Raw genomic sequence first — 20,568 nt, 5'->3', positions numbered from 1 at the left:
ATGTCAGCAGATCTTGCAGCGCGATTGACCGATCCGGCCATGCTGGTCGCGCTTCTCGTTGCGATCGCTGTCTTTGCGACCTTCTACACGATCGCCGTTCCCTTCTTCGAGCGCGGTGATTTGAACAAGCGCATGCGCGCCGTTTCGACGGAGCGTGATCAGATTCGCGCACGCGAGCGTGCCCGTATGAACACGGAGGCGGGAAACAAGGCGTCGCTTCGCAACCAAAACAATCGCTCTGTCCGCCAGATCGTCGAGCGCTTCAATCTGCGCAAAGCGCTGGTCGACGAAAACACGATGAACAAGCTGCGTGCAGCCGGCTACCGCTCCGAAAACGCTCTGAACACATTCCTCGTCGCCCGCTTCCTTCTGCCCTTCGTTTTCCTCGCGCTCGCCGCCTTTTGGATTTTCGGTCTCGGCAACCTCGCAGCCAAGCCGCTTCCTATCCGCCTGCTTGCTATGATCGGCACGGGCTATCTCGGTTTTTATGCGCCGAACATCTTCATCTCGAACCGCATGTCGAAGCGTCAGCATTCGATCAAGCGTGCCTGGCCCGATGCGCTCGACCTGATGCTGATTTGCGTCGAGTCCGGCATCTCGATCGAAGCGGCGATGCGACGCGTATCGGAAGAGCTTGGCGAACAGTCGCCGCCGCTTGCCGAAGAAATGGTGCTGACGACGGCCGAGCTTTCCTTCCTGCCGGACCGCCGTCAGGCGCTGGAAAACCTCGGCACGCGTACGCAGATCGATCTCGTGCGTTCAGTCACCCAGGCGCTCATCCAGGCCGACCGTTACGGCACCCCGATTTCTCAGGCGCTGCGCGTTCTCGCACAGGAGGGCCGAGACGAGCGCATGAACGAGGCTGAAAAGAAAGCTGCTGCCCTGCCGCCGAAGCTGACCGTTCCGATGATTTTGTTCTTCCTTCCCGTTCTCGTTGCCGTCATCCTCGGCCCGGCCGGCATCCAGGTCGCCGACAGGTTCTGATGCCGCTTGCAGGCGAGGCGGAAACCAGCTAGCCGTAGTTCCGCGTGACTGGCGAATGAGATCGAAGACCATCGGGAAGCGCTGATGTGACCGACGCTCGCCTGGCGTCTTTCGAAATCAGGAGCGAGCCTTTATGTCTTCCGCAGCCATCCTCACGAACATTTTTGCAGCACTGATGGTCGGCGCGATGAGCCCCGGCCCGAGTTTCGTCGTCGTTTCCCGCATCGCCATTTCCCGCTCGCGCCTTGATGGCCTGGCAGCGGCGCTCGGGATGGGTGTTGGTGGCGTCATGTTCGGCATTCTTGCGCTCGCAGGCCTGACGGCTTTGCTGATGCAATTCGCGTGGCTTTACCTGGTGCTGAAGTTTGCAGGCGGTGCCTATCTCGTCTATATCGCATTTCGCATCTGGCAGGGCGCGAAGGCGCCTCTCGATGTATCCGGTGCGGTTGAGGGCAGGGTGGCGCTCGGCCGCAGTTTCTCGATGGCGCTTTTGACACAGCTCAGCAATCCGAAGACCATCATCGTCTATGCGAGCATATTCGCAGCGTTTCTGCCGAAAACCGTACCTGCAGGTGTCATGATCGGCCTGCCGATCGGAATCTTCGCGATCGAGGCCGGATGGTATGCGATCGTGGCGCTGGCTTTTTCCGCCCGCCGTCCCCGCCAGGTCTATTTGGCCGCCAAGCACTGGATCGACCGCGCTGCTGGGCTTGTCATGGGCGGGCTGGGTTTGCGCTTGATCTTCTCCGGCGCGATGCTTCGGTAGCCGGAGATCAGTTGGTGTTGCTTGCCGGGGCGCTGTCCTTTGCCGCGAGCTTCTGCCATGAATTCTGCTGGGAAAGCATCGAACGCAAATAGGCGACGTTGGCGTCTGCCTGCTGCGGCGCGAGCTCGCGGCGGGCGATCTCTTCGGCCTCCGGAAAACGTCCCTGCAGGCCGACTGCAAGGGCGAGGTTCTGCCTGACACGGCTATCGGCGCCCGGCTGGCTCGCCGCCTGCTTGAGATAGGTTTCGGCGGTCCTGAGATCGCCTGTCAGCACGTAGGACATGCCGAGATTTGAAAGCACGGAAGGCTCGTTCGGCATGATGTCCAGCGCATCGCGATAACGCGCTCGCGCATCGCTGGGCTTGCCCATCTGATCGAGAATCGCGCCCTGGGCAGAAATGAGCCTCCAGTCAGGCCGGTCGGGGGTTTGCGCCCGGCCTATCGTGTCGAGCGCTTGCTGGAACTGTCCTGCCGCCGCCTGGGCCTTGCCGTAGGCAGCAAGGACATTGCGGTCTTTAGGATTGGAAATCGCAACCTGCTGCATGACGGCAAGCGCCTGCGCGTCGCGCCCGGCCATGCGCAGCAGGTTGGCATAGTTGACGCCGTTTACCGGATCGCGGGGGTTTTTCTCGTAGGCCTGCCCGACCCGTTCCGTCATTGCGTGGAGCTCGTTCGCATCCATGGCCTCGACTGGCTTTGTCAGCTTCGGCACCGAACCCGTCGTCATCTTGTCCTTGGTCGTCGAGCAACCTGCGAGCGCGGTGACAACCAGCGCTGCCGTGACGCACTGGAGAATACGGTTCTTGAATGGATGGATGGCCGGGAGAGGCATTGCGCTTTCCTGAATTCAGAAACTGGCGTTTGACCTCTAAGCGGAACAGGGAAAGGTTTGACGCAATCTTCACTCCAGCAATAGTCTGTTAACCCTAACGGACCGTTAAAAAAACGATTCCCAGACATCGTCGAAGGATAAATATGGCCCCCTATCAGTTCATCGAGAGACCGACGCCTTTCAACACGAAAGGCGGTTCCACATTGCCGATCTTCGCGGTCACGCCGGCGCATATCGAGACCGGCACGATCGATCCGATCGCGCTCGATTGGGCGAAGAAGGCAGGCTACAAGGCGGAAAGCGGTTCACTGCTGCTGATCCCGACTGACGCCGGCCATCTTGGCGGGGCGCTTTTCGGCCTCGGCGCCAATCCATCGGAGCAGCCCTATATCACCGGCAAGCTTGCCCGGTCACTGCCAGCCGGCGACTGGCATATCGAAACCGCACCGCTGACGGCAAACCGCCTGTCGCTCGGTTTCGGTCTCGGCAGCTACCGTTTCGACCGCTATCGTTCCGACAAGCAGGCAGCCGCGACGCTGATGATCCCGCGCGATGCCGATGGCACCGATATTAAGCGCCAGCTCGCAGGCGTCTTCCTCGCTCGCGATCTCATCAACACACCGACCAATGACATGGGCCCCGAACAGCTCGAAGCTGCCTTCCGCGGCCTTGCCGAGCACTACAAGGCGGAAATGTCGGTCACCATCGGCGATGATCTGCTGAAGGAGAACTTCCCATTGGTTCACACCGTCGGCCGCGCCAGCGCTGACGCGCCAAGGCTTCTGGAACTGCGCTGGGGGAAGAAGGGTCACCGCAAGGTTACGCTCGTTGGCAAGGGCGTCTGCTTCGATACCGGCGGCCTCGACATCAAGCCGGCCTCCTCCATGCTCTTGATGAAGAAGGACATGGGCGGTGCGGCGAACGTGATGGGGCTTGCGCTGATGATCATGGACGCGAAGCTGAAGGTCGACCTCCGCGTCATCATTCCCGTCGTTGAAAATTCGATTTCGGCAAATGCGTTCCGCCCGGGAGACATTTACAAGAGCCGCAAGGGCCTGACAGTCCAGATCGACAATACCGATGCGGAAGGCCGCCTGATCCTCGCCGATGCGCTGGCTTATGCCGACGAGGAATCACCGGATCTCCTGATCGACATGGCGACGCTGACGGGCGCTGCCCGCGTTGCGCTCGGCCCCGATCTGGCGCCCTTTTTCACGGATGACGAAAACCTTGCCCACGATCTGACTGACGCAAGCCTCGAGACGGACGACCCGCTGTGGCGGCTCCCGCTCTATATGGGCTATGACAAGGATATCCGCGCCAAGATAGCCGACATCACCAACGCTCCGGCGGGCGGCATGGCGGGTTCGATCACGGCGGCGCTGTTCCTGAAACGCTTTGTCAGCAACGCGAAGAGCTGGGCGCATTTCGACATCTACGGCTGGGCGCCGACCGAGCGGGCTCATTCGCCAGGCGGCGGCGAGGCGCAGGCGATCCGCGCGCTTTACCACCATATCCGCCGCGGCTGACCGCGATCGTTAAAATTTTATTCACCTTGCGGGGCGGCAGATTCTGCCGCCTCTTGCCTGCCAGCATTCTCTCCGGGAAAATAGAACGCCAGCGTAATGATTTTCCGGAGGAGCCTTGCCGATCGAATTGACTGCTTCGCAGGCCCTGCGGCTTTGGCACGGCGTTACGCTCAGCCAGGTTCACCATGACGAGCGTGATTTGACGTTGCGCCAGATGGCGATCCTGCTGCATATCTATCTGGTTCCGCCGCCCCATACGGTGCGGGGGCTTGCCGCGACGCTGAACGTGACGAAACCGGTTATCACCCGGGCGCTGGATACCATGGGCGAAATGGGCCTTGTCGATCGGGCACGCGACGAAAGCGACCGGCGGAACGTGATCATCAAGCGCACCGTGGGCGGCGCGCTCTATCTCGAGAAGCTCGGCGACCTGGTGCGTGACCAGGGGCGCCGCCTGCCGATTTAAGTGGAATGGAGAAGACGATGCTCGACCGCCGCCTGAATGCCTATCGGCCGGATCTTGCCGATGCGAGCCTGGAAGGCAGGGTCGAAGCCTTGCGCTTCGTTTCCGGGACCTCGGCGCGGATCGCCGTTCCCGTTGCACCGCTTCGCCCGCAACCGGAACCTTCAGTCGGCATCGATACGGAGCTGCTCCTCGGGGAGGATGTAACGGTCTTTGACCGCGCCGGCGGCTGGTGTTGGGTAAAGGCCCGTTCGGACGGTTATGTCGGCTATATGCCTGAGAAAATGCTGTCGGCCCCCCAGGCGGAGCCGACACATGTCGTCACCGTGCAGCGCACGTTCCTCTATCCGCAACCGGAATTGCGAAAGCCCTATGAATCCGTGCTTTCCATGGGCAGCCGCGTCAGGGTCGCGGGTGAGGCAGAGGTGCGCGGAAATCACTACGTCGTTCTGGAGGATGGCACCGCAATTTTTGCAAGGCATGTCCAGCCGGTCACCGCCGGAAAGGATGACGATTATGTCGAGATCGCGTCGCGCTTCATGAATGCCCCCTACTTGTGGGGTGGCCGTTCGGGCCTTGGCATCGATTGTTCCGGTCTCGTTCAACTGGCCATGCTGATGACCGGCAAAAGCGCACCGCGCGACACGGACATGCAGGCATCAAGCCTCGGCGAGAGGATTGATCGCTCCGGACTTCGCCGTGGCGACCTCGTCTTCTGGAAGGGACATGTCGCAATCATGGAGGACCCGGAAACGATCATTCACGCCAATGGCTACACGATGACTGTCGCCCGCGAGAATTTCGAGGCAGCTGTCAAACGTATAGGCCAGCTCTACCAACAGCCGACCGGTTACCGCCGTCCGGTCTGATCAAGATCGCCGCGGGTCGAAGAAGTCGCGCAGTCCATCGCCCAGCAAGTTGAAGCCTAGAACGGCAAGCGCGATCGCAAGCCCGGGCAGGATGGCAAGCCATGGCGCCAGCCCAAGATAGGTTTGGGAATCGGCGAGCATCCGACCCCAGGTCGGCGCCGGCGGCGCCACGCCGAGGCCAAGGAAACTTAATCCGGCCTCGGTAAGGATCGCCAGCCCAAGCTGGATTGCGGCATGGACGATGATCTGGTTGATGATGTTCGGCAACACATGGCGCACCGAGATGGTCAAGCGGCTGTTGCCGATCGCGCGCGCCGCCAGCACATAGTCGCGGCTCCAGGCCTGGAGGGCAGCAGCAAGTGTCACCCGCGCGAAGACCGGGATCATGAAGACGGCAATCGCTGTGATCGCCGTGAACCTGCCGGATCCGAGAAAAGCGCCGAGGATCATCGCCGAGAGGATCGGCGGCAGCGCGAAGATGACGTCGCAGACGCGCATCAGCAGTGTTTCGAAAATCCCGCGGGTCGCTGCGGCCGAAATGCCGATAACCGAACCGATTGTGCCGCCGATGGCCACCGCGGTGATGGCGATCGACAGCGAATTCCAGCATCCGGCCATCAGCATCGAAAGAACGTCGCGTCCGAATTGATCGGTGCCGAGCACGCCGAAGGCGAAGGGTGGCTGCAGTTTGTAAATGATCTGCATCTTTGCAGGCGGCAGCGGCGTCCAGACGAGTGACAGAAGTGCAACCGCGACAAGCAATCCGACGATGGATGATCCGGCGAGAAGCCTTATTTGCCGGCTAATTATAAATGAAAGCCGTTTGATAGGGGTTTCGGAAGCGATCGCCATTGTCACACATCCCTTCGCAGTCGCGGGTCGATCGCGAGATAGGACATATCGACGAGGAAATTCATGATGACGACGAGCGCTGCAAAGAACAGTACGACGTCCTGCATGGCGATGATGTCGCGTTGCGACAATGCCTGAAACGCAAGCCTTCCAAGACCTGGAAGGTTGAAGACGTTTTCGACCAGAACCGCGCCCGCTACCAGGAACGTAAACTGCAGTCCAAGGGTCGTCAGGATCGGCACCAGCGCATTCGGCACGACGTGCCGCCATAAGACTGCCCGCGCCGACAGCCCCTTCGCGATCGCCGTCCGCGTGAAATCCTCATGCAGCGTTTCCAGTACCGCTGTGCGGGTGACGCGCGTCAGCACGCCGGCTTGCGGAAGCGCTAAGGCTGTGGCGGGCATAACCAGCGCCTGCAGTGCAGGCCAAAGCCCGGCACCCCAGCCCGGAAAGCCACCTGCCGGCATGAGGCCAAGCGTTGTCGAAAACAGAATGATCAGCAGCAGTGCCACCCAGAAAGCGGGAACGGCAATGCTTACCTGTGAAAATAGCGTCGCTATGATATCGACGATGCCGTCCCGCCGTGCTGCCGCGAAGGTGCCGAGCGGCACGGCGATGACGACGGAAAGGACGATCGCGAGCAGCGCCAGCGGCATCGTCACCGCCAGCCGCTCGAGGATCAGCCCCGCAACCGGCACCCCATAGGTATAAGAGTGCCCGAGATCACCGGAAAACACCCCGGCTACCCATTGACCGTAGCGAAAGAGCAGAGGCTGATCGAGCCCGAGTTCATGGCGAAGTGCTGTCAACGTCTCCGGCGTCGCCGATGTTCCGAGCATGATCGAAGCGGGATCGCCCGGCAGAAGGTCCATGACAGCGAAAATCAGGAAAGAGACGGCGGCAAGCGTCAGGATCAGTCCGGCAAGGCGGCGGCCAAGAAGCGCGATCATGGGCGTGGCTTACTTGCAGCCGACGCATTTGTCGTTCTCCTGATTCCTATCCTTCGACTTGCTCCGCGGATCAGTACAGGATTCCGGCCACGGCGCGTCGGCGTCGCGAATGCCTCGATCGAACGGGTCTTTTGCGCCCAAGGACTTCGGCGTTCTGGATCCCTGTGACAAGCACAGGGATGAGCGAGAAGAGAATTGCGCGTCACCTATTCACGGCCTTTTAGATATCCAGCACAAAACTCAGCCTCACTCCTTCCACGACACATCCGTCAGAACATTCGAAGGAATCGGCTCGTTTTCCCACAAGCCCTTCAGATTCTTGTCCCACACGCCGAGCTTGGGCATGACGAATAGATATAGCGCCGGCACATCCTCGGCGAGGATTTTCTGCGCCTCTTCGTTGATCTTGATCTGCAAGGCGGGATCTGTCGTCTCCTGCACCTTCTTCACCAGATCGTTGAAGACCGGGTTCTTGTAGTTGAAGTAGTAGGGATCGCGGGAATAGATGTCGATATCCATCGGCTCGGCATGCGCCACGATGGTCATTTCGTAAGCGCGGTCCTTCATCACATCCTGAACCCATTTTGCCGGAAATTCGGTCGGTTCAATGTTCATGGTCACGCCGATTTCGGCAAACATTGCCTGCATGACCTGGGCGCTGCGTGGCGCATATGCCATCTGCGGCGATTTGATCGTGAAGGTGAAGCCATTCGGATAGCCGGCTTCCGCAAGGAGTGCCTTCGCCTTTTCGGGATTGTAGGGCAACACGCCAGTCATGTCCTGATAACCCGGATCGTTCGGCGTATAATGGCTGCCGATCGCCGTGCCGAGGCCCGACCAGGCCCCGTCGATCACCGTCTGGCGGTCGATCGCCATCATCAGGGCCTGGCGCACTCGCTTGTCGTCGAAAGGCTTCCTGGAATTGTTCATGCCTGCAATGACCTTGAGCTCGGTATTGCCGATCTTCGTCACGAGCCGCGGATCACTTTCGAACGAGCTCATGAGCTCGGGTGCTGCGAATTCCGGAATGGCGTCCACGTCGCCTGCCTTCAGTGCGGCAGCCTGTGCTTGCGGGTCGGCTATGAAGCGAAAGGTCACCTTGTCGAGCTTCACGGATACTTGGCTGTTCCAATAGGCTTCGTTTTTCGCGAGCTCGACCTTGTCGCCCTTCGCCCAGTTGACGAATTTGAACGGACCGGTTCCGACCGGGTGCGTCTTGTCGCTCGCAGCGGACTTCGGACCAACCATGACCGATGCCGGCCAACCAAGCCAGTAAAGCAGGCTTCCCGTCGGCTGCGAGAGGTGCAGCACCAGCGTTTCGGAATCCGGCGTATCGATGGCGGCAATCGAGGCGAAGAAGCGCTTCTGCGGATTGACCGAATCTTTCCCGCGGGCACGCTCCAACGCGAACTTGGCCGTAGCGGAATCGAATGCTTCGCCGTCGTGGAACTTGACGCCGGTCTGCAGCTTGAACGTATAGGTCAGCCCGTCCGGCGAAATTTCCCAGCTCTTGGCAAGCTGCGGTCGGACCTTGCCGCTCTCATCGATAGACACCAGCCCCTCGAAGATATTCTGCCAGGTCACCTGACCGATCGCGACCGGTGCGGCGATTGTCGGATCAAGCCCCGTCGGCTCGACGCTCATGCCGAGATTGAGCACGGCCTTGCCCGCTTGAGCCGGCATGACGGCGCTCGCCATCATCACGACGGAAAGGGCAGCGCTGAGAAAGAGGCGGTGGGCAAGGCATGTGAAACGTGCCGGCAACAGGCTGGTGATCATAATCCTGCGGATCCCGAAAAAGCGGTTTGAAAGCGATGCGAACATTTTGTGTTCACAGTGTATCGAAAAAAGCTACACACTAAAAACAGAGAAAATGCAAGCTGTCTCCTTGCGCGACTGGCCTCAGCGGCTCTTCAGTTTCGTCCGCATGAAATTCTCGATGAAGCCGATGAGCTTGCCGGCCGCGAAGGAGAGCTGCCGGTCCGGTGCGATCGAGAGCTCGGCATGGGTGCGGATGGAGGTTTCGCTGGAAAGGGGGATTGCAGCAAGCTGACCCGCCTCGATCTCGCGGCGAACAGCAAGTGCCGGCAGTAGCGTCACTGCGCTGTCGCTGAGCACGAGTTCCTTAAGCATTTCCAGCGAACTTACCGTGAAAACCGGATCGATCGTCAGCCCCTGCCGCTCGATAAGTGCATCGAAGCTCTGGCGGAAACCAAAGGACTTCTCGGGCAGGGCGAGCGTATCGCGCGCAAGTTCGCGAAGCGTGATTTCCCTGCGGCCTGCCGCTGCATGACGCGCCGAAACGATCACGTCGTAAGCGATTTCAAAGCGCGTCACCACTTTTGCCTCCGACATCGGCGGCGCAAAAAGCGTCAGCGCCATATCGGCCTGTGCTGCGTTCACCGCTTCGATGGCCTGCCGCGCGCTGGTGATCATCACTTCGAAACGGATATTGGGGTAGCTGCGGCTGAATTCCGAAAGCGCGGGTGCGAGCAGGCTGGTGACGATCGCTCCATTGGCGTAGATGGCCACCCTACCGCGCGCGATCCCCTTGAGATCTTCGATCAGTTGTTGCACGTGCTCGAGTTCGCGAAGTGTCCGCCCGGCGCGCGCGGCAAGCAGCTCACCTGCGGCTGTCAGTGTCACGCCGCGCGCGCTGCGTTCGACGAGCGCCGCGCCGAAATGCTCTTCGAGATTCTCGATCTGGCGGCTGACGGCAGTCGGCGCAACGCCCAGGTTCTCGGCAGCCTGGCGCATGGACTTGGTCCTGACCAGCTCGTCGAAATACATGAGGGCCCGGATCTGCATTTTTTCTCTCCGCCGCTTGGCCTTCATACTGTCCAGGCAATCAGCGCCCGTCCGGGTAGAGCTCCCGCCAGGCCCGCTGCGCACCCTCGTAAGGCAGCGCGGTCGCTTCGTAAACACCGCGCGCGATGGCGCGGGCCATGACCGTCCCCGCGAGATGGCAAAGCTCCATCAGTTCGCCCATGTCGGCCATCGCTCGTGCACCGGTAGAGGCGGCAAAGACCGTATCGCCGTCGAGCGGCAGATGGGCCGGAAGCAATGCCCTTGCAAGCCCGTCATGTGCGCCCAGCGAAAGCCGGTGAGCCTCGGCCTTCGTCAGCACCGCATCGGTCACGACCGCACCGATCGTGGTTGCAGGCGCCATCACGCCCTTCAGCCGCAAGCGAGGATCAATCACCTCCGGCATTCCGAACCCGCCGAATTCGTTGTCTCGTTCGAAGGGTGCCGCCCAGAAATGCGGCCCGTCGCCGATCGCTGCCGAACCGAGCGCATTGACTGCGACGATTGCCGCCACCTGATGCCCAGTGCTGCTGACCGTGCTTGCCGAGCCGAGCCCGCCCTTGAATGTCGCTGTCGTCGCACCCGTTCCGGCCCCCACCGTTCCAAGCGGGAATTCGCCTTTCGTCGCCGCCTTGAAGGCCGCATAGCCCATCTCCCGGTAAGGCGAATGCAGACCCCAATCCTTGTCGCCGCCGTTTAAGAGATCGAAGAGGATCGCCTGGGGTACGATTGGCACGCGCACCGTTCCCACCTGGAATCCGCGGCCGGCTTCCCTGAGGCCGGCCTGGACGCCACCTGCCGCATCCAGCCCAAAGGCCGAGCCGCCGGAAAGAACGAAGGCATCAACCTTCTCGACCGTCATCGACGGATCGAGCAAGGCGGTGTCGCGGCCTCCGGGCGCGCCGCCGAGAGCGGTGGCCGAGGCTGTCGCCGGTTGGTCGAAGATAATCGCGGTGACGCCGGAACCGAGCTTCAGGTCCGTTGCGTGGCCGATCGAAACGCCTTGGATATCGGTAATGAGATTGAGCAAGTGCGTCGTCCTTGTTGACGCCGGATAGGATCGCAACCAGCACGAAAAAACAAGACCGGCCCCTTTTGGGGACCGGTCATAAACCCTGGAAAGCGATGAAGCGCGGAAGCCTAAGCCTGTTTTCAGGCATGGATCGGCTTTGGATGGCGTCGGGTCATCAGGTCATGGATCGCGAGCTTCACCTCATCCGGCGAGCTGAAACGCTGCTCGTCAAGGTCGTGCACGTGAAACTTCACGGCAATGAATTTCAGCCGGTCTTCATCTGGAATGACGATCCCCACGGGGACGCCTGCATATTCGATAACTTGCTTTTTCATGCGTAGAACTCCTGCCGCGCGGATTGCGAGGCGATGACGAATTGACTTGTCTGATACCGTTGAAAGGGGACGAAGGTCACATTCGACAGTTCGGGCGGGAGAGGGCGCCCGGACGGTCATTGCCGAGCACAATTCGCCCAAGGATGGTGGCGAGAATACCGATATCAATCATGTCTCGTTCCTTGTGTTGGCGTTGCACTCTTGAGGTCTCGAAAGGCTCAAGACCCGGCGACGACTATCTTTATAATCTACCTTGTTTGTAGAGAATATAGGACAGTCTGTCAGAAACATATTCCGAAACGTGTCAAAATCTCGACGATCCGAAAAAAATAATTCCACCACAGTCATAGTTGCTAAAAGAACGTTATCAGGTCTTTGTGCAAATTGCGTGACGGCCGGAAGCCTCGTTTCGATGACCGGGACAGACATAGGAAGTCGTTTTGATTCCGGCAATGGGGCTTTTGATTAAAAAACCGAAAGCCTCGAAATGACCGCATTGGTTAATGGCGAAGGAGAGGTCACCAGCCCTCGGAAAGGACCTTTTCCAGCATGTCCGCAAAGAAGTCGGCGCTCTCGGTGGTCAAGCAAAGCGGCGGTTTGATCTTCAACACATTCAGGTGATCGCCGGTTGGCTGCACGATCACGCCGAGTTCGAGAAGACGGTTGCAGATGGCCGCCGTCTCTTGCGTCGCCGGCTCCAGCGTCGTTCTGTTGCGCACGAATTCAAGGCCGAGGTAGAGTCCCATGCCGTGGACGGCGCCCGCAATCGGGTGCTTGTCGATCAGCGCTGCCAGTCGGCTCTTAAGATGATCGCCGACGTCGCGTGCATTGTCCTGGAGTTTTTCGTCCACCATGACGTCGAGCACCGTCATGCCGGCAACGCAACTGACCGGGCTGCCGCCGGAGGAGGAAAAGAAATAGCCTTCCTTCTCCAGCGATCCGGCGATTGCCTGGGTCGTGATCACCGCGCCGAGCGGGTGGCCGTTGCCCATGCCCTTGGCGATGGTGACGATATCCGGCACCACGCCCTGCTGTTCGAAACCCCAGAAGTGATGGCCAAGCCTGCCATAGCCGACCTGCACCTCATCGGCTATGCAGACTCCTCCGCGGGCACGCACTTGGGCATAGACTTCTGATAGATATCCGTCCGGCAGGGAAATGCCGCCGGCGTTCCCGTAGACAGATTCGGCAATGAAGCCCGCAACCCCTTGCCCGCCGGCATCGATCGACTGCAGCACAGGCGCCATCGCGGTGAGATAGTCTCCGGCCGAATCCGGCCCACGAAATTCGCCGCGATAGGTGTTGGGTGAAGCGACGGCACGCACCCAGTCCGGCCGGGTCGCCGGGGCCTGAGGGTTGTCAGCAATTGAGGTGGAGACGGCGTCGCTTGCCACCGACCAGCCATGATAGGCTTCCAGCAGGCATAGCATGTTGCGCGCTCCCGTATGCGCCCAGGCAAGCCGGATCGCCAGGTCATTTGCCTCCGATCCGCTGTTGACGAGGAAGACGCGGTCTAGTCCGTCCGGCGCCAGAGCTGCCAATCGCTCGCAGAACTCGCCGATCGCCGCATAGTGAAATCGCGAATTGGTGTTGAGCTTCAGCCATTGATCGCCGATCGCTTCTGCCAGGCGCGGATGCCCGTGGCCGAGAATCGTGACATTGTTGACCATGTCGAGATAGGCGCGCCCCTCGACATCGAACATGTATTCCCTCCAGCCGCGCTCGATCTGCGGGGGTACCTCGTAGTAATTCTTCTGCGGTTTTGCGAGATGCGCCTGGCGCCTGGAGAACAGTTCTGCGGTCTCTGGCTGGGGCGCACTGGCGCCCGGTCCAAGCAGGCCTGCAGGCGAGGGGCAAAGCACGGACCAGGCGGCTGCCTCCTGCGGTGCGGCAAAGAGCGGCGGTTCGAGCGCTGGAACCGTGCAAAGCTGGATACGCAAGCCGCCGAGCGAAGAGGCGTCGCCCGAGACCGTCCCGATGATCTGCCCCTGTTCCACCTCGGCGCCATCCTCAACGGACAGATCCAGGCCATCAAGATGCAGATTGATACCGTCGCCGATCAGGACGAGATGGTGGTTCTTGCAATCAATGCGCCCGGCAAATGGTGCGGCGACGCTGTTGCCGCCTGGGAGGCAGATGTCGGTATGCAACGCGTAGGTCGATGGCTGCCTGACGCTTCGAAGAACGGCGCGCGAAAGCCGGTATTCGCCGTAGCGGGTCGCGGCGATGCCCGCCTCGTTCGCCGCGCGTGCCAAAAGCCGCCAGTCCATTTCCGCGTTCAGCCAGTTTCCGGCCGCAAAATGCGGGCTCTGAACGCCGAGGTCGAGATAGACGATGTTCGCAAGGTCGATGTCTGGCAGAAGCGCGTGCCAGCCGGACATATCGACCGGCGTCATGTCGGCGCCTACGACGTCAAGGATTGCCGCCTCCATCAATTCGAAGGAAACGGACATGGCCGTGTCGAAGATTTGCCGTTCAAGCTCCAGATTGTCGCGAACGTAGTCGTTTTCCGGGTCGATCGAAATCTGCTGTTCGCTACTTGCGACGAGAATGACGGCGCGCGCGACAATCAGAGGCCAGAGCGCCTTCAGTTCCTCGTCCGTCAGCGGATAGATCTCGTGATAGGCCTTGACCGCGGGCAGGATGTAGAAGGGATCGCCATCAGCCTGATGCAGCAGCGATGCGCAGGTAACAGCAAGATCGCCGACGAGCCAGCCGCGAATGATATCGCCGAAATCGATGACGCCATCGGGCATCGGCCGCCCTTGCGCATCAATCCGGCAGACGACGTTGTCGCCTGTTACATCATGATGCACGGCCTGAACGCGAAGCGATGGTGCGAGCGGCTGGATGCGGCGTACGGCAAGCACCATGCTCTTGGCGATCCGGTCGCGCGCAGCGCTGTCGGTGATGGCCGAAAGCAGCTGAACGGCAACAGGCCCCGCCCGGCGCAGGTCCCATTGCAGGCTGCGGTCGAGGCCCGAATGATTGAAGTCCGCGAGCGCCTGTGCCAGCCGGGCGCAGAGTGCGCCAAGGGCCGCGACGGAAGCCTTCGGCAGGTATTTGCGATGCGTCAGTCCTTCGCCTTCGAGATATTCGAGCAGGCGCACCTTGAAGGTCTGTTCGCGAACTGTGACGGCGATGATATCCTGGCCATCCGTCGAGCTCATGACCCTCGGGACACGCGGCGTACCCTCCTTGCTGGTCAGATACCGGATTGCAGCATTCTGCGCTTCCAGCTCCAGCGTATCGTAAGCCATGTGGCAGATCTTCAGCACATAGCTGCCATCACCAGTATTGATCCGGTAATTGCGGTCCTGCTGGCTGCCGAGTTCGGTGATCGTGCCGTGGAGGCCATAGCGGGCTTGCAGGATGCTCTCTGCTTCGGCCGGCGTTACGTCCGGGCGCGGCAATTCCATACGATCGGCACGCGCATCATCGGTCATGGCATCCCCCAGCATGATTCGATCTTCCACATTAAGCAGATAATCGAATGCATGTCATAGGCAAGCGCTCACTACTACCCTTTCGGGTGAGGTTTCAACCCATACGTTCGGAGGCGTAGCTTCCTGGGCTTGCCGGAAAGACGATGGTGCGGTTGCCGTTCAGGAAGACGCGGCGATGGATATGGGCATGGATGGCGCGCGCCAGCACCTGGCTTTCGACGTCGCGGCCGATCGAGACATAGTCCTCGGCACTCTGGGCATGGGTGATGCGCGCCGTATCCTGCTCGATGATCGGACCCTCGTCGAGATCGGCGGTCACGTAGTGCGCCGTAGCGCCGATGAGCTTTACGCCGCGCTCGTAGGCCTGCTTGTAGGGGTTGGCCCCCTTGAAGGATGGCAGGAAGGAATGGTGGATGTTGATGATCCGGCCGGACATCTTGCGGCACATTGCATCGGAAAGCACCTGCATATAGCGGGCGAGCACGATCAGTTCCGTGCCGGTCTGGTCGACGAGTTCAAGCAACTGGGCTTCGGCCTGCGGCTTGTTCTCCTTGGTAACCTTGATGTGATGGAAGGGAATGTCGTGGTTGACCACGACCTTCTGATAGTCGAAGTGGTTGGAGACGACGCCGACGATATCGATCGGCAGGGCGCCGATTTTCCAGCGATAGAGCAGGTCGTTCAAACAGTGGCCGAAGCGGGAGACCATCAAGAGCACCTTCATGCGGCTGTCCCCATCGTGGATTTCAGCCTCCATGCCGAATTTCTCGGCGATCGGCTTGAAGCCTTCCTTCAGCGCCGGCAGTGCAACGCCTTCCTCGGAAATGAAGCTGACGCGGGTGAAGAACTTGCCGGTGTCGAGGTCGTCGAACTGCGAGCTGTCGACGATGTTGCAGCCCTGATCGGCGAGATAATTTGCAATCGCCGCTACGATGCCGCGTGTCGATTGGCACGATACGGTCAATACATAATGCGTCATGGCCCTCTTCCCTCTCGCGGCAACAGCCGACAGGTCTGCTTAGATCAAAGCAGCTACGCCGCATAGGCGAAGCTCTTTCATTCGTGCAACAATCTGCAGGAGACGCTGTCAAGGACATGCAGGCTCTTGCACCGTTCGTTACGCCCCAACTTACGGAAGTCATAGCGAGAGTCCGTTCCGCCTGCGCCGTCTCGTATCCCCGCCGCGCAGCCGTTCAAGCAGAAACCGAAATGCCTACTTTACCGGCCGCCCGTTTCCCGCGCACGCCCTCGTTGACCTTCAGGAAGCCGACAAGCAGCCAGACGAGGCCGGCCGTCTTCATGGAGAAGATCGCCGTGGAGCCGATCATCAGGTTCAGGAACATGAAGAGCGATAGCGAATGCGCAAGACGCTTCTGGTTCGGCGTCTCGCCTGCCGGGAAAAAGGAGACGAACAGCCAGAAGAGGATGAGACCGAAGATCGTCGCGCCATAGGTTATGTAGACATAGCCGCTGTCGACGAAAGTCGTGGCTTTCTCGAGTTCAAGGCCGAGTGCCGCCGGGATATCCATCGCGATGATGTTCCGGATTGTTCCGCTGATGCGGCCGACGAAGTCGTCCTCATGGGCATCGGGACGGTATGCATGAATGACGAAGCCCATGACGACAATCGTCGGCATCATCAAGAGATCGCAGATCTTCGGAATCCACGGAAAGATAAAATAGCCGCAGAGGCAGGCCATGCTGAAAATCAGCATCGTACGCGTGTCGTTGGTAATGAGGATCAGCAAGACGGTGAAGACGAAGAGCAGCCGGTCGGACAATCTCAGGCGATTGGAAAAGCTGACGAGATAGATGACCAGCACGCCGCAGAAATTGGCAAGGGATACCTGCTCCAGGAAGATCGATGAGGACCGGTGATCGATAATCCCGAAGGAAAAGCGGGATGGGAACCCGAGCGCGCCGCGAAAAAGCCCGATGTCACTATAGGTGGCGCGGGGCACGCCGCGGGTGTTTTCGAAATATTCAGCCGGATGGAATAGGGCCACATAGGCTTGCACCGAGACAATCTCGCAGATCAGCACCGCCAGCACCACAACGCTGCATATCTTGAAAATCAGCTTAAGCGTTCGTTCGTTCGTCCATCGGCCCATGATGACGAAAGCGAAAATGATCAGCACGTTGCGCAGGTGGTCGATATAGCCTGCGCGGTTGACCGCGATCACATAGACGGTGAGGAAGATCGTCGCCAGCAAATAGCCAAGCGGAGCGAGGTCTTCTTCGTAAAGGCCCCTCTTTAGAAGGAAGCCGAAACTATAGATCAGCAGCAGGATTTCGCTGAGTGCGACATGCGACGACGCAAGGGGCGTGATGTTGTGATTGATGAAGGCGAGAAGGCAATTATAGGTGACCGACAGCACGCCGACGGCCAGGATCCCGTAGTCGATCGGCTCCTCCGCTGCTGCATCTCGCTGTTTCATCGCCGCTACCTGCCCATTGTCCGGCACGCATCCGCGGCAGGAGAAGGCGCCTTGGCGGCGGCTTCCAGCACCGCGATCTGCTTTCGCTCATGGCTGTCGTGGGGCTGCACGTTCAAGGGCTCGCTCGCCGGCCACCAGTCACCGGCCACCCAATAGGTCCAGCCAAGCCAGACGTCGCCGTTCTCCTGCATCGCATCCAGAACCGTCTTCAAGCCGGCGACGCATTCAGGTGCTTGCGAAACGCCGAATTCGCCTAGCAGCACCTTGGTGCCGTGCTGGCGCGCCCAATCGGACATGCGGATGATGGCATTCCTGGCGTTCTCATTGCCGGAGCATTCCTCATGCGTACCGGAAGAATCGCTGTCGAAATACTGGTGAACTTCGTAGGCAAAGTTCTTGCGCGGATCCTTGACGCCGAGCATTACAGTGCCATTTGGCCCGCCTGGGCCATCGGCCTGCCAGGAATGGGCGCCCGTCCACTTCGTGCCCGGCACGAGGACGAGATTGTTGGCGCCGACCGCCCGGATGCCGCGGAACGCCGCATTGGCTGCGCTTAGCCATTTGTCGCTGGCAATGTCGTGGGGTTCGTTCATCAGCCCGAAAATCACGTCGTCCTGATTGGCAAATTCGGAAGCAAGCCTAGTCCAGAAATCCGCGAATGCGAGGGTCGTCGCCGGCGGTGTCCCGACCTGCGTTTTCTTGTACTGGGCATAATTGTGCGGATCGAGAATGGCAGTCATGTCATGTTTCCGCAAAAGGGCCACCGTATTCTTGATGCGCTGGAGTTCTGCGTCGTTCAGTGCCTGCCCGAGTTCGGGCTGCAGCCGCTCCCACAAAAACGGCAAGCGAACGATGTTCATCCCCTTCTGCTTGAAGTAGCCGATCGTCTCTTCGGAGGGGTAGGCATAATCCTTGGAAATCTCTCCACCCGGATTGCCGAATTCCGCACCGGAAAGATTGATGCCACGAAAGCAGGGCCCTGCGGCTTCGGCAAGGCCGGCGTGCCACGGCAGTATCGCTGCCGCGGCGATCGTCAGCATGAGGCGCCAGGGCGAAAACGCGGCTTTCATCGATCTCGCTTTCAGGAGTTCTGCCATGTTCCGGCAATATCGGGTAGGGTATCTTAACGCTCCGTTAGCTAAGGATTTCTAAAGTTGGTCTACCTCCGCCAAAGATCTGCGTCGGCGGGTCACGAGTGTGTTTATGAGCCAATTTGACAGGAACAGGGTTAGTCGGCTGCCTAGCTGGCGAAGCTACGAGCCTGCGCCAACCGCGCCGGAAAGCTCTCCCGCGCGCGCGCCTGTCCTGAGGCCCGGTGATTTCGCAAAACCCGTTCCGGAGGCGTCGCCGTCGCCTGCCACTCCCGAAAAGGACTTGCGCCAGACACAGCCCTTGCCGTCGCAGCCAGAGCGTTCAGTTGCCCGCGCAGCGCCGGTTTCCGTCGACCCTGACGCGCCGCTTGTTGATATGCGATCGGTCATCTTTGCGATCTGGAACAGAAGGCTGTTTGTCCTCGGCCTGGCCGCGCTCGGCGCTTTGGCGGGGGGAGCACTGCTGCCGTTGCTGCCGCAGAAATTCACCGCAAGCACCAGCCTTTATTTCGATCCGCGCCAGATCGGCCTTGCTGATCCGGCGACACAATCATCGACGATCTCGCCGGAGATGATTTCGTCGATGATCGACAGCCAGGTGCAGATCCTGATGTCCGGCAATGTGCTGCGCCGGGTTGCCGATACCATGAAGCTTGCGCAGGATCCGGAATTCAACGGCGGCCGGAGCGACGACGCGGCTGTCGTCAGCGCCCTGCAGAAGTCCCTTACGATCACCCGCCAGAGCAGCACCTATGTCGTATCGTTGACGGCCGTGACGAACAATCCGGAGAAATCCGCCAAGCTTGCAAACCAGGTCGTGACCTCGTTCATGCAGGAGGAAAGCAGTGCCTCGACCGGACTATACGAAAATACCACGGCGACGCTCGATGTTCGTTTGACCGATCTGCGCCAGAAAGTGCAGGAGGCCGAACAGGCCGTCGAAACCTTCCGCTCCGACAACGATATGGCGGCGACGGAGGGCAATCTGATTTCCGACCAGCGCCTTGCCTCGCTCAATACGCTGTTGCTGACTGCGCAGGAAAAGACAATTCAGGCCAAGGCCCGCGCGGATGCCGCCGCGAACATGAGCTTCGAGGATGTCGTCGCCAACAGCCGAACGGACGGCAATTCTGTCAACTCGTCGCTCGCGAGCCTTCGACAGCAATATGCCACTCAGGCCGCAGTCGTCGGTAGCCTCGAGAGTCAGATGGGCGCTCGCCATCCGCGACTGCAGGCCGCCCGCTCGTCACTGCAAAGCATTTCGGGCGAGATAAAAGTTGAATTGCAGCGCATGGTGACTTCGGCGCGCGCCGATTATGAGCAGGCGACAAAAGCCGAGGAGGCGATTGCCAAGGAACTGAACATTCAAAAGGCGCTGCAGGCGACCACATCCGACAAGCAGGTCGAACTCAACGAACTGCAGCGCAAGGCGACGGCCGCCAGGGAAATTTACGAGACCGTCCTGAAGCGCTCCAGCCAAACGACCGAGGAGCAGAACCTTCCGCAGAGCAACATTCGTGTCATTTCAGAAGCCGAACCGCCAACGAAACCGGACGGTCCCGGCAAGAAGGTTCTTTTGATCGCCGGCGTTATCGGCGGGCTCTTCACCGGCTTTGCCGTCGGCGCGGCATTTGCGATCCTCGCAAGCCTCTTTGCACATCCGGTCATTCGGGGCTACTTCCGCCGGGAGGCCCAGCGGTAAAGGTGCTCCGAAATCAATTTGTCGTGCCCGGCCTACCGCTTGATGGCTGCTTGGCTGCTTCCTAAATTTGAAGACAAATGTCGCTGGAGCCAGTGCTGCAATGAAAGGTCACCGATATGCGATCCCTGCCGATTTGCTCGCTGCCCTTTCTGTAGTCAGCAGCCTGATCGCCGAGCCGGCTTTTGCGACGGATTGGAGCCGGGCGGGCAAAGCAGCCGCTCAGCCGCTCTATCCCTATCCCGATCTCCCCGGCGTCAAGTCTCAGCCTGACAAGAAGGATGAGGAACAATATGTCTGCCGCACCGAAACGCGCGGCATCCGGCGTTCGGGGGACTGGATCTTCCGCTCCGGCGGCATGCCGACCACCGTCTATGTATGCGACCGAGACGGTTACGTGAGCCAAGGAACGCAAGTGCCTGCAAGAGGCCACTATCAGCCCGTGCGCTGACGCTTCATGCCATAAAGGGAAAAAGTCCGCGCGATGAAGTCGTCGA

At 60.1% G+C, this 20,568-nt stretch carries 18 protein-coding genes; 7 read left to right on the top strand and 11 right to left on the bottom strand.

Annotation, left to right across the window (positions count from 1 at the left end; genetic code table 11):
- Together BLP23_RS06655 and BLP23_RS06650 are read left to right on the top strand one after the other, a co-directional pair.
- Entirely contained in the window at positions 1–984 is a 984-nt protein-coding gene (locus BLP23_RS06655) for a type II secretion system F family protein (protein ID WP_092584035.1), read from the top strand.
- A gap of 133 nt (positions 985–1,117) precedes the next feature.
- Complete coding sequence (locus BLP23_RS06650) at positions 1,118–1,750, top strand: LysE family translocator (protein WP_092584034.1); 633 nt, start codon at positions 1,118–1,120, stop codon at positions 1,748–1,750.
- Between the two features lie 7 nt (positions 1,751–1,757).
- On the opposite strand, the gene BLP23_RS06645 is transcribed toward BLP23_RS06650, so the two are convergent.
- The gene (locus BLP23_RS06645) at positions 1,758–2,582 is read right to left on the bottom strand and encodes a tetratricopeptide repeat protein (protein ID WP_092584033.1); all 825 of its coding nucleotides are present in this window, start codon (positions 2,580–2,582) and stop codon (positions 1,758–1,760) included.
- Between the two features lie 143 nt (positions 2,583–2,725).
- Here BLP23_RS06645 and BLP23_RS06640 point away from each other — a divergent pair, with 143 nt between their 5' ends.
- The 3 genes from BLP23_RS06640 to BLP23_RS06630 all read left to right on the top strand — a co-directional run bounded on the left by BLP23_RS06640 (position 2,726) and on the right by BLP23_RS06630 (position 5,443).
- Complete coding sequence (locus BLP23_RS06640) at positions 2,726–4,111, top strand: leucyl aminopeptidase family protein (protein WP_092584032.1); 1,386 nt, start codon at positions 2,726–2,728, stop codon at positions 4,109–4,111.
- A 115-nt stretch (positions 4,112–4,226) separates the two neighbouring features.
- A complete protein-coding gene (locus BLP23_RS06635) occupies positions 4,227–4,577 on the top strand; it encodes a MarR family winged helix-turn-helix transcriptional regulator (protein ID WP_092584031.1) in 351 nt (116 codons plus the stop codon).
- A gap of 17 nt (positions 4,578–4,594) precedes the next feature.
- Complete coding sequence (locus BLP23_RS06630) at positions 4,595–5,443, top strand: C40 family peptidase (RefSeq protein ID WP_092584030.1); 849 nt, start codon at positions 4,595–4,597, stop codon at positions 5,441–5,443.
- Here the strand turns inward: BLP23_RS06630 and BLP23_RS06625 are convergent, their stop codons facing one another.
- The 10 genes from BLP23_RS06625 to BLP23_RS06580 all read right to left on the bottom strand — a co-directional run bounded on the left by BLP23_RS06625 (position 5,444) and on the right by BLP23_RS06580 (position 18,351).
- Positions 5,444–6,295, bottom strand: a complete 852-nt coding sequence (locus BLP23_RS06625) for an ABC transporter permease (protein WP_092584029.1) — start codon at positions 6,293–6,295, stop codon at positions 5,444–5,446.
- A 2-nt stretch (positions 6,296–6,297) separates the two neighbouring features.
- Complete coding sequence (locus BLP23_RS06620; protein ID WP_092584028.1) at positions 6,298–7,245, bottom strand: ABC transporter permease; 948 nt, start codon at positions 7,243–7,245, stop codon at positions 6,298–6,300.
- Positions 7,246–7,491: 246 nt separating this feature from the next.
- Positions 7,492–9,024, bottom strand: coding sequence for an ABC transporter substrate-binding protein (locus BLP23_RS06615; protein WP_092584309.1), 1,533 nt, complete (start codon positions 9,022–9,024; stop codon positions 7,492–7,494).
- 123 nt (positions 9,025–9,147) lie between these two features.
- Entirely contained in the window at positions 9,148–10,053 is a 906-nt protein-coding gene (locus BLP23_RS06610) for a LysR family transcriptional regulator (RefSeq protein WP_092584027.1), read from the bottom strand.
- 40 nt (positions 10,054–10,093) lie between these two features.
- Entirely contained in the window at positions 10,094–11,080 is a 987-nt protein-coding gene (locus tag BLP23_RS06605; protein ID WP_092584026.1) for a P1 family peptidase, read from the bottom strand.
- Positions 11,081–11,202: 122 nt separating this feature from the next.
- The gene (locus BLP23_RS06600; protein WP_027510551.1) at positions 11,203–11,397 is read right to left on the bottom strand and encodes a hypothetical protein; all 195 of its coding nucleotides are present in this window, start codon (positions 11,395–11,397) and stop codon (positions 11,203–11,205) included.
- 518 nt (positions 11,398–11,915) lie between these two features.
- Positions 11,916–14,843 carry an aminotransferase gene (locus BLP23_RS06595; RefSeq protein ID WP_092584308.1) on the bottom strand — a complete coding sequence of 976 codons (2,928 nt, stop codon included), beginning with the start codon at positions 14,841–14,843 and terminating at the stop codon, positions 11,916–11,918.
- Between the two features lie 94 nt (positions 14,844–14,937).
- The gene (gene purU / locus BLP23_RS06590) at positions 14,938–15,822 is read right to left on the bottom strand and encodes a formyltetrahydrofolate deformylase (RefSeq protein ID WP_074066290.1); all 885 of its coding nucleotides are present in this window, start codon (positions 15,820–15,822) and stop codon (positions 14,938–14,940) included.
- A 214-nt stretch (positions 15,823–16,036) separates the two neighbouring features.
- Positions 16,037–17,281, bottom strand: a complete 1,245-nt coding sequence (locus BLP23_RS06585; protein WP_092584025.1) for a hypothetical protein — start codon at positions 17,279–17,281, stop codon at positions 16,037–16,039.
- Positions 17,282–17,286: 5 nt separating this feature from the next.
- Positions 17,287–18,351: a glycoside hydrolase family 5 protein gene (locus BLP23_RS06580; RefSeq protein WP_233426641.1), complete on the bottom strand. Its 1,065-nt coding sequence runs from the start codon at positions 18,349–18,351 to the stop codon at positions 17,287–17,289.
- Between the two features lie 133 nt (positions 18,352–18,484).
- On the opposite strand from BLP23_RS06580, the gene BLP23_RS06575 reads away from it, so the two are divergent.
- Together BLP23_RS06575 and BLP23_RS06570 are read left to right on the top strand one after the other, a co-directional pair.
- Positions 18,485–20,074 carry a GumC family protein gene (locus BLP23_RS06575; protein ID WP_092584024.1) on the top strand — a complete coding sequence of 530 codons (1,590 nt, stop codon included), beginning with the start codon at positions 18,485–18,487 and terminating at the stop codon, positions 20,072–20,074.
- 100 nt (positions 20,075–20,174) lie between these two features.
- Positions 20,175–20,522: a hypothetical protein gene (locus BLP23_RS06570; RefSeq protein ID WP_092584023.1), complete on the top strand. Its 348-nt coding sequence runs from the start codon at positions 20,175–20,177 to the stop codon at positions 20,520–20,522.
- The last annotated feature ends 46 nt before the right edge of the window (positions 20,523–20,568 follow it).

The organism is Rhizobium mongolense subsp. loessense (assembly GCF_900099775.1).
Taxonomy (GTDB): domain Bacteria; phylum Pseudomonadota; class Alphaproteobacteria; order Rhizobiales; family Rhizobiaceae; genus Rhizobium; species Rhizobium loessense.
The sequence above is the reverse complement of the archived record's forward strand: the minus strand, read 5'-3'. Positions and strand labels throughout refer to the sequence as shown.